The sequence below is a fragment of the Lactobacillus acidophilus genome (assembly GCF_034298135.1).
Taxonomy (GTDB): domain Bacteria; phylum Bacillota; class Bacilli; order Lactobacillales; family Lactobacillaceae; genus Lactobacillus; species Lactobacillus acidophilus.
This window is the reverse complement of record NZ_CP139575.1, coordinates 585,598-598,639: the sequence shown is the minus strand read 5'-3', so window position 1 is coordinate 598,639 and position 13,042 is coordinate 585,598. Positions and strand designations below refer to the sequence as shown.

The window sequence follows — 13,042 nt, the reverse complement described above, 5'->3', positions numbered from 1 at the left end:
CAATATATGCAATCACAAAACAAAACATACTAATAATCCAATTAGGAAAAATGGATTTCATCACTATAGAATAACCTGCACTATGACTAGTTATTATCTTGACTCCAAAAAAATTTGAAATACCCGTATTGCTTAAATCCAACCACAAATTCAAAGCAAAATAAACCATTATTAATAGTATCCAAATTATAATTGCTTTACTAATTTGCTTTATCCAAAACATATCTACCTCAACTCCATCGTATCTTGCGAAAACTTAACCGGATATTCATCTGACCAATTTTCAATTATAGTTTCAATGGTTTGGAAGCCAAATTTTTCATACAAAGCCTTGGCCTGCTCATTGTTTGTAAATACTTCTAACCGTATCGGACGCTGCAACTCGGTTATTACTTTTTCCATTAATTTAGTAGCAATTCCTTTATTTTGTTCATTAGGATCAATGTAAATAAACTCTATTTTACCAGGCTTAAAACCTATAAATCCTACTAATCGTCCTTTTTTTATAGCTACATAAATTTTACAAGATAAAAAATATTCTAAATAGGGTGCTTCCTTCAACGCCACAAAAACTGGTTCTAAGTTTTCACTTTTTAACTCTTGCATTCGCGCCATATCCATTACTACACACAATTGATCAAAATATTGTTTTTCATATAACTTTATTTCCATATTAACCCGCTTTTTACATTTTAAAAATAAAAAAGCCTTGATGCTTATGCACCAAGGCTTTTCGTTTACTATTTAAGCACCGTGATACTTAACAAGTGAGTAAATATCAACGTCTGGTAATTTTTCTCTACCTTTTAAATCTGGCAATTCAATATAGAATGCAGCACCAACAAGTTTGCCTCCAAGATTTTCAATTAATTCTTTAGAAGCTCTTAAAGTACCCGCAGTAGCCATTAAATCATCACAAAGAACTACTCGTTGTCCTGGCTTGATTGCATCTTTATGCATTTCCAAACTGTTGGACCCATATTCCAAATCGTATGAAGCACGTTCAACTTCTCGTGGCAACTTATGTGGTTTTCTAGCTGGAACAAAGCCCAAACCCAATTCAGTTGCTACTGGACAGCCTACAATAAAGCCACGTGCTTCAGGACCGACAATTACATCTGCATTTCTACTCTTTGCGTATTCAGCTAATTCATGTGTGGCTGCACGATATAATTCGCCATTTTGCAAAATAGGTGTAATATCACGGAAAACTATCCCCTTATTAGGAAAGTCCTGAACACTTGCAATATACTTACTAAAATCAATTGCCATAAGAAGAAAAACCTCCAAAAATTTGTGCGTTTGTTTTCAAACACTATTGACTTATATATTTTAACAAATTTCAAGTATAAAAGCACTGAAATCTTGATACTTATCTAATTATTTGAATGATTATTAACATATGTAATTAATTTTTGTGTTGGCATATTTCTTAATTGATCTACAAATTTAATTTGTGATTCAGTCGCCATTAAATATTTTGAAGATGTCAGTGGTTGCTTCTTAGGGTTTTCCTCCCCAATCAATTTTCCATCATGCAGTTTAACAAAGCCTAATTCAAAGAAAACACGCAATATAAATAATACACTATCATAATCTAACCCTAAATATGGGGCTACGGTACGATAATCATCTGGCTTTAATGTAGGATGAGCATAAATATACTTCAATACTCTGCCGAAATAACCTTTAGCCGGAATATGTTCGACTGGCAATTGATCTAACAAAAAACGCAAATAAATCTGCTGATAATTTTTTTCAAGTGCTTCATTTAGCTCTATTTGATTACGAGGTACATCAAGTAAAGCTACTGTTTCTCCAGACTGATCATAATCCTTTACAAGACTAATTTTATCATCACTAATTTGCAGTCTATTTTTAACAATTGGAATATTTTTCTTGTCAAAAAGTAAATAACGATCTGCAAAACCCATTACAAATTTTTCATTTCGTAAATCAATAACCGGTGTAGGTACTGCTAATTTGGGTGAAGCAAACTCTATTCCTTCGATAATTCCCTGTAATGATATTTGTTTTCGATAAGTATTTAGCGTCAATTGGATGAAGATCTTAGAGATAAATGGCAGCAAATTATTATTCAAAAAGTCTTTATTAAAACCAACTATTGCTAAACTTCCACCCTTTTTAGAAGCAGTTAACTTAACATGATTTTTATCTTTACCAATTTTATAAAATTGTGTAATTGTTGGATCAGAAATACTAAAAATTGGTTGAGGATCACCGGTGCCAAAGGGGCCCACCTGATTAATTTGTGCTAAAGTTTGTGGAGTTAAGTCGTTTAAAGGAAGCTCCAAATCGTATCCTTTACTTTCTGACTCCCCATTTACTTGATAACTAGATTCCAGTTTTTGACGCAAAGTGTCAATTTTATTTTCTTGCATAGATAATCCACAAGCAAAATCATGCCCGCCAAATTTAGTAAATAATTCATCTTTCAATGGATTAAGTGCATTAAATAAATTAAAACCATTGAATGCACGTCCGGATCCTTTAACTTCCCCCACATCATTCTTAGTCAAAACAATCGTAGGTTTATGTGTTTTTTCAACTATTTTATTAGCAACTAATCCTAATACACCTTCATGAAACTCAGGATCATACAATACAAGCGTATTTTGTTTTTGCCAACTATTTTCACGGATAATTGACATACATTTTTCATATACGTCTGTAGTTAATTCTTTTCGCTGATTGTTTAATTCTTCAATTTGATCAGCTATCTTTTGGGCTGCAATATCATCGTCACTTAATAAAAGTTCAACCGCCAAATTTGCATTAGCTAAGCGGCCTACGGCATTCAATCGTGGACAAATATTAAAACCGACATCAGTTTCATTAATCGAACCCAAAGTTAAACCTGCATTTTTTATTAATGCTTGTAACCCTGGTCTAGTGGTTTGATTAAGAATCTCAAGACCACGTTTAACGATGATATGACCTTCGCCTGTAACTTTAACCATATCGCCGAGAGTACCAATCATCGCTAAATCAAGTAATTCTGGCATAGTATCTTGCATTAATTCACGGCAAATAGTATAGGCAACTCCAGCACCACAATAATCATCAAAAGGATATTTCTGACCAGGATAATTACAATGAACAACAGCATATGAATCTGGAACTTTTTCCTGAAAAGTATGGTGGTCCGTAATAATTGTATCTACACCATTTTCTTTGGCATATTTAACTTCATCGATTCCTGTTACACCGTTATCTACAGTAATAATTAACTTAGTACCATCAGCTACTATTTCCTTATATCGTTCAATATTAGGTCCATAGCCGTCTTTAAAACGATCTGGAATAAAATAATGTACATCTGCTCCTAAAATGCTTAGTGTTTCAGTCATAATGGCAGTAGCTGTAATTCCATCAGCATCATAATCACCATATATCGTAATTTTTTCACCATTATCAATTGCTTGATTAATACGTTCTACCGCCTTTTCCATGTCATGCATCAATAATGGATTAGCCAAATTTTCTTCTGTTGCGTTAAACCAAAAATCCAGCTTCTCATCTGTATTAATATCACGTAAAGCAAATAATTGTGCCGAAAGCGAGCTAAGCTGATACTTATCTACTAAATCAGAATCTAATTCTTTAGTGATTCTTTTTTGCCATTTCATTCTTTTAAAACACCCTGCGTTCTTTGATAAAAACTAAAAGGCACTCATAATGAGTGTCTTTATTGAAAAATTCTATCTATAATTTTAACGCAAATATTAACTTCATAAAAGATCTACGTTTTTACTTTAATTTGAAAACCTTCAAATTTTCATCTGTTGCTTTTTCAGTTTTAATCAAATTACCCCGAATAGCCCAGCGATTAGTACCACCGTCCGCACAAGTAATTAAAGTTACAATATTTTTCTTAGTATTATTAACTAACCAAACTGCAGATGGATCTACAATCTTTTTCATGTAAATACGATAAATATAGATTTTCTTTAAATTAGTTAAATAGATTCTTTGTCCCTTTTTTACATCTTCAAGTGGTGAAAAAAGAATACCCTTAGCAGTCATATAATGGCCTGCAAGTGGATAATTCCCCTTCCCCATTACTTGATCTGCCCGCATGGTTCCGCCGCCCGTAGACATTGCATCATCTGATAAACCAAGCATGATTGGCAAATACATATTTACATCAGGCACTGCAAGTGCACCAATTGCTCCAGAAGTTTTCTTAACCTGTGATCGTGCAGCTTGCCCCATATTCATCGACTTCACCTTACTAAAGTCATACATACCTTTTTTCTTTTGATTTGCTTCAACTTGTTTTTTAGTTAGTGTTGTCAAAGCTGACTGTTGATTATGCTTGATCATTTGATTACTAATTTGTTTATTAAATATAAGGACCAAACCTATAACTAACAAAAGAACCGCAACAATTCTAACTAAAATCGTAGTAACACTACTCTTTTGTTTATTCTTTGCCATTTTTCTTTCCTTTTATTTTTTATATCCCTTTACAAACTAAAACAATGTAACTTATCGCTTTTTTATTATAGCATGTTAAACCGTAAAACTTTATTTATCAGTTTTACTGTAGATTTTCTGTAAAAATAAAAAAGCAATGCAATTTTTGCATTACTTTAGTATTACCTAAGTATTATTTACCTTTTATATCATCATCATTCATCTTAAGAACAGCCATAAATGCATCTTGAGGTACTTCTACACGTCCAACAGCCTTCATTCTCTTCTTACCGCGCTTCTGCTTTTCAAGCAATTTGGCACGACGATCAGGATCACCAGTATGGATTTTCCAAGTAACATCCTTACGATATGGCTTAATCGTAGCACGTGAAATAATCTTAGCACCGATTGCACCTTGAATATCTACCTCAAAGTTTTGTCTAGGAATCAACTTCTTAAGCATTGAGGTCATTTGACGAGCACGATCTTGCGCTTCACTTCTGTGTGCAATAAAGCTAAGAGCATCAATCGGTTCCTTATTAAGCAAAATATCAATCTTGACTAAGTCAGTTGCACGATAACCAGTAATCTCATAGTCAAGTGAGGCATAGCCCTTAGTTGATGATTTTAAATCATCGAAAAAGTCAAAAATAATCTCAGCTAAAGGCATGTTGTAAATAACATTAACACGATATTTATCTAAATAATCCATTGTAACAAATTCGCCGCGTTTACGTTGGCAAAGTTCCATTACAGGACCAACATAATCATTAGGAACCATAATTTCTGCCTTAACGTAAGGTTCTTGCACTTCTTTATATTCACCAGCATCTGGTAAATCAGATGGATTATCAATCACCTTAGTCGTACCATCATTCATTATTGCATGATAGTCAACACTTGGTGCGGTCATGATTAAATCAAGGTCAAACTCTTGCTCCAATCTTTCTTGAACTACGTCCATATGAAGTAAGCCAAGGAAACCACAACGGAAACCAAATCCTAAAGCAGTAGAAGTTTCTGGTTCAAATTCCAAAGCAGCATCATTTAATTGCAACTTTTGTAAAGCTTCTTTTAAATCATCGTAATCACGATTATCTACTGGATACATACCAGAGTATACCATTGGTGGAATTTGACGGTAACCTGGAAGTGGTTCAGCAGTTGGGTGCCCAGCATCAGTGATTGTATCACCTACACGAGTTTCACGAACTGATTTAATGTTGGCAGTAATATATCCTACATCACCAGCGATTAAAATATCTTTCTTTACTGGATGAGGACTTGAAACACCAACTTCAGTAACTTCATATTCCTTGCCAGTATTCATAATTTGAATCTTATCACCGGGCTTAACTGTACCATCTTCAATTCTAACTGATAAAACAACCCCACGATAATCATCATATTTTGAATCGAAAATAAGTGCTTTAAGTGGCGCTTCAATATCACCTGATGGTGCAGGAATGTCAGTTACTATCTTTTCCAATAATTCAGGTATTCCTTGACCTGTTTTCCCAGATACTTCAACAGCGTCTGAAGCGTCAAGACCTAACATTTCCTCGATTTCTTCTTTAGCATTTTCTGGATCAGCAGAAGGTAAATCAATTTTATTGATTACTGGTACAATTTCCAAATCGTCATCAATGGCTAAGTAAGTATTAGCTAAAGTTTGTGCTTGAACACCTTGTGAAGCATCAACCACCAATAATGCACCTTCACATGCAGCTAAGGAGCGTGATACTTCATATGAAAAGTCTACGTGTCCTGGTGTATCAATTAAGTGGAAAATATAATCTTCGCCATTTTTGGCATGATACTTAACTTCAACCGAGTTCATCTTGATGGTAATACCACGTTGTCTTTCAAGTGGCATATCATCAAGCATTTGATTTTTTAATTGTCTTTCAGATACTGTATCTGTTAACTCTAAGATTCGGTCAGCAATTGTTGACTTACCATGGTCAATATGGGCAACAATTGAAAAGTTACGAATGTGATTTTGATAATCTTTTAATTTTTTTATATCCATAAATTTTTCTCACCCTTTACTATCTTTATTATTATAGCAAAGTCTATACTACACCGGTACTAAAGTACTGGCTTTACTAAAAAAGGCACCAATGTTGCGAAAATTACGTAACATTAGTGCCTTTCATTATAAATACTATTCACCACTAAGTTTGTCTTTAAGTCTTTCGAAAAATCCTTTTTCTTGTGGGGTAATATTTCCGCCACCATCATGAACAAAGTTAGTTAAGTCTTCTTTCTGCTTATCATTAATATGTTTTGGAATAACAATATTAACTGTAGTAATTTGATCACCATTACCATTGCCGCGAAGATAAGGTACACCTTGACCACGAAGAGTAAATTTCTTGTTAGGTTGCGTACCTGCTGGAATAGTTAATTTTGCATCCCCGTGAACTGTTTTAACAGTAATCTCATCACCTAAAGTAGCTTGAGCAAATGAAATTGGTACTTCTGTATAAATATTTTGGCCACGACGTTCAAAGTCCTTAGAAGGCTTAATGCGATAGCTAATATACAAATCACCGTATGGGCCACCATTACGTCCAGCTTCACCTTGACCTTGATAACGAAGTTGTTGACCATTGTCAATACCCGCTGGAATATCAACTTCAATGGTATTCTTGCGTTCAACGGTACCTTTACCACCGCAAGTCTTACATGGATGTTCAATAATTACACCACGTCCATTACACTTGTCACAAGTGGTTTGGCGACGAATCATACCTAGCATTGATTGTTGGGTAACAGTCATTACACCAGTACCATGACATTTATCACATGTAATAGGATGAGTACCTTTTTCACAACCATTACCGCCACAGGTTTCACAAGTTTCATCACGAGTATAGCTAACTTGCGTCTTTTTACCATTAATTGCATCCATAAAGTCAATAGTCAATGTATAATCCAAATCTTGACCACGTTGTGGTTGCGTTGGATCTACCCTTTGCTGACGAGCACCTTGACCAAAGATATCACCAAAAATGTCACCAAAGTCGCCAAAACCAGAGGTATCAAACCCAGCTCCCCCGAATCCTTGACCTGCACCACCAAAGCCACCTTGACCATTGACACCAGCAGAGCCAAATTGATCATACTGTGCACGCTTTTGCTTATCGTGTAAAACTTCATAAGCTTCGTTTACTTGCTTGTATTTTTCTTCTGCACCAGGTTCATGATTCAAGTCTGGGTGATATTTTTTCGCTAACTTACGATATGCTTTACTAATTTCTTGATCACTGGCGTCACGATCTACGCCAAGTACTTTGTAGTAATCTTCTTGTGCCATGCAATTGAACTCCTTATCGTTTTCAAAAGAAAAGAACTACTCAATGGGTAGTTCTTTTCTCTTTTTGTTTAATTATAAACCCATTACTTGTTAGGATCTACCTTATGGAATTCACCATCTTGGGCACCACCATTGTTACCATCATTTGGGTTGCCGCCTTGAGGACCTGCTTGACCAGCTGCACCTTGAGCACCACCATTTTGTTGGTAAAGCTTAACAGCTAAATCTTGAGCAGCTTTTGATAAAGCATCTTTCTTTTCTTTCATTTCGTCCAAGTTATTATCTTTTTGAGCTTTCTTCAAGTCATCAAGAGCTTCTTGAACCTTCTTAGTATCTTCGTCAGATACCTTACCCTTAGTTTCCTTCAAAGTCTTTTCAGTTGTAAAGATCAATTGATCAACTTCATTTCTGAGATCTGCTTCATCTTTACGTTTCTTGTCTTCTTCAGCGTGTTCTTCAGCGTCTTTTTGCATACGCTTGATTTCTTCATCTGATAAACCAGATGAACTCTTAATGGTAATCTTTTGTTCCTTACCAGTACCCATATCCTTAGCAGATACATTTACGATACCATTCTTATCGATATCAAAGGTAACTTGAATTTGAGGAACGCCACGTGGTGCAGGTGGAATATCAGTTAATTCAAATCGACCAAGTGTCTTATCATCTGCAGCCATTGGACGTTCACCTTGTAATACATGAACATCTACAGCTGGTTGATTATCTGCAGCAGTTGAGAAGATTTGACTCTTTGAAGTTGGAATAGTAGTGTTTCTGTCAATTAATTTGGTGAACACACCACCCATAGTTTCAATACCAAGTGATAATGGAGTAACATCAAGTAAAACAATGTCTTTAACGTCACCTGAGATAACACCACCTTGAATAGCTGCACCTAATGCTACAGCTTCATCAGGATTAATTGAGTGGTCAGGTTCCTTGCCAGCCCATTCCTTAACTGCCTTTTGTACAGCGGGAATACGAGTTGAACCACCGTTTAAGATAACCTTATCAATATCGTTAACAGTAAGGCCTGCGTCCTTTAATGCATTGTCAAATGGAATCTTAGTCTTTTCTACCAAGTCATTAGTTAATTCATCAAACTTAGCACGAGTCAAATCAGCTTCAAGGTGAAGTGGACCACTTTCACCTGCAGAAATAAATGGAAGTGAAATGTGAGTTGATGATACACCTGACAAGTCTTTCTTAGCTTTTTCTGATGCATCCTTTAAGCGTTGCATAGCCATCTTATCCTTAGATAAGTCAACGCCATTTTCATCCTTAAAGTTCTTAATAAGCCAATCCATAATACGGTTATCAAAGTCGTCACCACCAAGGTGAGTATCACCGTTAGTTGACAATACTTGGAAGACACCGTCACCTAATTGAAGAACGGAAACGTCGAAAGTACCACCACCAAGGTCATATACTAAAACCTTTTCGTCGTCATCATCTTTGTCCAAGCCGTAAGCCAATGCTGAAGCAGTTGGTTCGTTGATAATTCTTTGAACATTTAAACCAGCGATCTTACCAGCATCTTTAGTAGCTTGACGTTGAGCATCGTTGAAGTAAGCAGGAACAGTAATAACTGCGTCTTTAACTTCTTCACCTAAGTAATCTTCTGAAAACTTCTTAATGTATTGCAAAATAAATGCAGAAATTTCTTGTGGTGTATAGCTCTTGTCGCCAACCTTAACCTTGTAATCAGCTTCACCCATGTGACGCTTAATTGAAACAATAGTGTTAGGGTTAGTAATAGCTTGACGCTTTGCTACTTCACCAACTTGAATTTCACCATCTTTAAATGCAACTACAGATGGAGTAGTACGATTACCTTCTGGATTAGTAATAATCTTAGGTTCTTTACCTTCAAGAACTGCAACTGCTGAGTTAGTAGTTCCGAGGTCAATACCAATAACTTTTGACATTTATAAATTTCCTCCCTATTGTGCAACTACAACCATTGCTGGTCTTAGTGTACGATCCTTATATTGATATCCTTTTTGTAAAACTTGAACGACGTGATCTTTTTGATCATCATTTTCAGCTGCTACGGTTTGCACAGCTTGATGTAATGTCGGATCAAATTTAACGCCATCAGCCTCAATCTCAACAACACCGTGATCTTTCATTGCTTTAACAAGTGCATCAAGGGTCATTTGAACACCCTTTTTCAATTGTTTAGATACATCATCATCGGCTTCTACACTTAACGCTCTTTCCAAATTGTCCATTGCAGGCAAAACATCTTTAGCTAAGCTTTGAGATTCATATTTGATAAGTTGCGCACGTTCTTTGGTATAACGGTTTTGCATATTTTGAATTTCCGCTTCACTACGCAAATACTTATCTTCTAAGTCTTTATTTTTTTCTTTTAAATCAGCTATTTCTTTAGCTAACTTCTGATTTTCATTATTCTTTTTTGTTTCTTCGCCTTTAGCCGCTTCTTTTTTCACTGCTTTTTTAGGCTTAGAAGTGTTTTCTTCTTTATCCAAATTTTTTTCACTTGGAAACTCTTCTTTACTCACGGCTAACCTCCTCTATTGAAATTTGCCGTAATAATCAAGTAACTTCTTAGCTAATTCATTTCTGAAATATTCTAGAAGTCCGATCATCTGCGAATATGGCATGTTAGTTGGACCTAATAAAGCAATTGTCCCTTTACCATGAGAACCAACATTATATTCAGCAGTCAGCAAACTGTAATTTTTTAATAAATCATTTGGTAATTCTGATCCTAATTTAACTTTAATTGGATAATTTTTATCTTTGGAATCTGCTTTACTATCCATCAAATTAGAAAACAAATTATCATGATCGATCAATTCATAAAGTGAACGAATATCCTTCACATTATGCTCAGATGTATTATTTAATAGATTTATTTGTCCATCAACATACATCTGCTCACTCGCAGCATCTTTTAAAACGTCTTCAACTAAACTAAGCAGCTCAGTCACATGTTCTCCGCCTAGCTCACTTTTAGCAAGTTCACTAAGTAAAGAAACATTTATTTCGTTTAAACTCTTACCAACTAACTGATCATTAATCATATGAACAGCTTTTTCAATTTCTTCCCCATAAATATTATGAGGTAAAGCATAAACCTGGTTCTGAACATTGCCATCACTTGTGACCAGAATTGCCATTACCTGTCTTGAGGATAATGGAACAATTCTAAAGCCTGTAACTTTAACGTCACGTTTCTCAGGTCCTTCAGCAAATGCAGTATAATTGGTTAAATCTGATAAAATTCTTGCCGCTTCTTGGACAATTTCGTTTACCTGATGAAAAGGTCGATCTAGTTGACTTCCAATTGTATTATAAACGGACTCCGGTAATTTAAGCGGCTCAACCAAGTTATCAAGATAATAGCGATATCCTTCACTTGAAGGAATACGGCCACTAGAAGAGTGAGTTTTTTCAATTAGCCCCTGATCTTCTAGAACTGCCATTTCATTGCGAATAGTCGCACTTGATACTTTGATTGGCAACTGATTCATCACTGTCTTAGAACCAACTGGTTCATGTGTCTGTGTGAAGTCCATAATTATCGTTTTTAAAATAAGTTCTTGACGTTCGGTCAACATTATATATCGCCCTCACTTTTAGCACTCACATCTATCAGGTGCTAACAGATTATATTATACTAGAAATTAGCAATAATGCAACCTGAGTGCTAATTTATTTTAAACTTTTTTCTTCAAGTTTAAAGTAATTCTTTGATTAGCTACTCGTTCAATAAAGTATTCATCATGTTCAACTAAAATCATCGCTGGTTGAACTTGCTTTAACAAATTAATCAATTGGTCTTGATTAAACACATCTAGGTAATTTGCAGGCTCATCCCACAAATATAAATCAGCAGGTTCTACTAATGACTTAGCTAAAGCGACACGTTTTTGTTGACCCATACTCATTTCTTCAATTTTAGTATTAAAGCTTTCTCTTGGAAAACCCATTTTATTTAAATTATTGAGCAGTTCTTCATAGGAGATCTTTTGCTTTGCAGCGAATTCTTTTAATGTACCAGTATATTCAGTAAAATCTTGTGGCAAATATGATATTTGCAAACCATTCGTTAAAATTAATTTACCTTGATATGAAACGTCAATTGTTTGATCCAATACTAATTTGAGAAAAGTGGATTTACCAGTACCATTTTTACCCTCCAAAGATACAATGCCTTGATTTTTAACAACCATGTTTAAATCTTTAAAGAGAGGTTTATCTTCTATTTTCAAAGATAATTGTTGCGTTTCAAGTAAGGTATGATGATAATTTGGCTGAAAATTCATCGTTAGATCAGGTGTATCTTCGATGTTAGTCATCAAACCTTTTTTAGCCTCAATGTTTTTATCCATTCTTTTAGATAAACTTTTAGATCTTTTCATAATTTTAGCTGACTTATGGCTTAAAAAGCCTTTATCAATATCCGCATGAATTTCATTATGATGTGCTTTGGCATTCTTCTTATTTTCAGACTTACTAGAAAAGTTCTTTAAACGTAATTGGCTTTCATTCAAACGTCTAACTTCCTTTTTTAGCTTTTCATTTTTATCGCGGTTAAATTGATCCCTTTTATTTTTCGTATCCTCATAACTGGCATAATTACCTTGATACAAATGAATCTCAGTATTTTCAATCGCCAAAATATGGTTTGTCACTTGATTCAAAAAATCACGGTCATGACTTACCACGATATAGCCTTTATCATGCTTCTTCAAATATTGTGCGACTTGCAAACGACTGGCTTCATCCAAATGGTTAGTTGGCTCATCAATTAATGGAAATGCATCCCTATCAGTAAAAGATAAAGCTAGTAGTATCTTAGTTTGTTCCCCACCGCTCAAGGTATTAAATGGTTGCCAAAGTAAATCTGGATTTGCAGCTAACAAATTCATTTCTCGCTCAAGTTCCCATTGTTCAAAGCTAACCTGCTCTTGTAATTCATACAAAGTAATATTTTTTAGATCTTTTATAGTAATTGGAAAATATGAAAAATCCAAGTTACTTTCAATTTTACCTATCCCTTTTAGTTTCTTTCTTAGTAAATTTAAAAATGTAGTCTTACCTCTACCGTTTCTACCTACTAAGCCCAACTTCCAGCTACTATCCAAATTCAAATTCAAGTCATTAAAAATATTTTCGCTAGCATCTTCATATCTAAATGAAAGATTAGATATCTTAATATTGCTCATGAAATCACCTCACGTAAAAAAGGGAGTTCACACTTTTAACAAGCATAGACTCCCTACTTTTATGCGCAAAAAAGAGGCA

At 34.8% G+C, this 13,042-nt stretch carries 10 protein-coding genes; all 10 read right to left on the bottom strand.

Annotation, left to right across the window (positions count from 1 at the left end):
• Positions 1-225 precede the first annotated feature (225 nt).
• Positions 226-672, bottom strand: a complete 447-nt coding sequence (locus SO785_RS02620) for a GNAT family N-acetyltransferase (RefSeq protein ID WP_011254394.1) — start codon at positions 670-672, stop codon at positions 226-228.
• A 72-nt stretch (positions 673-744) separates the two neighbouring features.
• Positions 745-1,272 (bottom strand): adenine phosphoribosyltransferase, encoded by a 528-nt coding sequence (locus tag SO785_RS02615; RefSeq protein ID WP_003547784.1) that lies wholly within the window; start codon positions 1,270-1,272, stop codon positions 745-747.
• 104 nt (positions 1,273-1,376) lie between these two features.
• Complete coding sequence (gene recJ, locus SO785_RS02610) at positions 1,377-3,650, bottom strand: single-stranded-DNA-specific exonuclease RecJ (RefSeq protein ID WP_003547786.1); 2,274 nt, start codon at positions 3,648-3,650, stop codon at positions 1,377-1,379.
• A gap of 121 nt (positions 3,651-3,771) precedes the next feature.
• The gene (locus SO785_RS02605) at positions 3,772-4,461 is read right to left on the bottom strand and encodes a class A sortase (protein WP_003547788.1); all 690 of its coding nucleotides are present in this window, start codon (positions 4,459-4,461) and stop codon (positions 3,772-3,774) included.
• Positions 4,462-4,633: 172 nt separating this feature from the next.
• Entirely contained in the window at positions 4,634-6,472 is a 1,839-nt protein-coding gene (gene lepA / locus SO785_RS02600; protein WP_011254395.1) for a translation elongation factor 4, read from the bottom strand.
• 135 nt (positions 6,473-6,607) lie between these two features.
• On the bottom strand, positions 6,608-7,762 hold the full coding sequence (dnaJ, locus tag SO785_RS02595) for a molecular chaperone DnaJ (protein WP_003547790.1): 1,155 nt from the start codon (positions 7,760-7,762) through the stop codon (positions 6,608-6,610).
• 83 nt (positions 7,763-7,845) lie between these two features.
• Positions 7,846-9,690, bottom strand: coding sequence for a molecular chaperone DnaK (gene dnaK, locus SO785_RS02590; protein ID WP_003547791.1), 1,845 nt, complete (start codon positions 9,688-9,690; stop codon positions 7,846-7,848).
• Positions 9,691-9,705: 15 nt separating this feature from the next.
• Positions 9,706-10,290: a nucleotide exchange factor GrpE gene (grpE, locus tag SO785_RS02585; protein ID WP_003547792.1), complete on the bottom strand. Its 585-nt coding sequence runs from the start codon at positions 10,288-10,290 to the stop codon at positions 9,706-9,708.
• A gap of 12 nt (positions 10,291-10,302) precedes the next feature.
• On the bottom strand, positions 10,303-11,352 hold the full coding sequence (gene hrcA, locus SO785_RS02580) for a heat-inducible transcriptional repressor HrcA (protein WP_003547794.1): 1,050 nt from the start codon (positions 11,350-11,352) through the stop codon (positions 10,303-10,305).
• A gap of 99 nt (positions 11,353-11,451) precedes the next feature.
• Positions 11,452-12,963 carry a ribosomal protection-like ABC-F family protein gene (gene abc-f, locus SO785_RS02575; protein WP_003547799.1) on the bottom strand — a complete coding sequence of 504 codons (1,512 nt, stop codon included), beginning with the start codon at positions 12,961-12,963 and terminating at the stop codon, positions 11,452-11,454.
• Between the last annotated feature and the right edge of the window lie 79 nt (positions 12,964-13,042).

Coding starts and splice junctions, on each gene's coding strand:
- SO785_RS02620 (WP_011254394.1), bottom strand. CDS start 672: ATGGAAATAAAGTTATATGAAAAACAATATTTTGATCAATTGTGTGTA.
- SO785_RS02615 (WP_003547784.1), bottom strand. CDS start 1,272: ATGGCAATTGATTTTAGTAAGTATATTGCAAGTGTTCAGGACTTTCCT.
- recJ (WP_003547786.1), bottom strand. CDS start 3,650: ATGAAATGGCAAAAAAGAATCACTAAAGAATTAGATTCTGATTTAGTA.
- SO785_RS02605 (WP_003547788.1), bottom strand. CDS start 4,461: ATGGCAAAGAATAAACAAAAGAGTAGTGTTACTACGATTTTAGTTAGA.
- lepA (WP_011254395.1), bottom strand. CDS start 6,472: ATGGATATAAAAAAATTAAAAGATTATCAAAATCACATTCGTAACTTT.
- dnaJ (WP_003547790.1), bottom strand. CDS start 7,762: ATGGCACAAGAAGATTACTACAAAGTACTTGGCGTAGATCGTGACGCC.
- dnaK (WP_003547791.1), bottom strand. CDS start 9,690: ATGTCAAAAGTTATTGGTATTGACCTCGGAACTACTAACTCAGCAGTT.
- hrcA (WP_003547794.1), bottom strand. CDS start 11,352: ATGTTGACCGAACGTCAAGAACTTATTTTAAAAACGATAATTATGGAC.
- abc-f (WP_003547799.1), bottom strand. CDS start 12,963: ATGAGCAATATTAAGATATCTAATCTTTCATTTAGATATGAAGATGCT.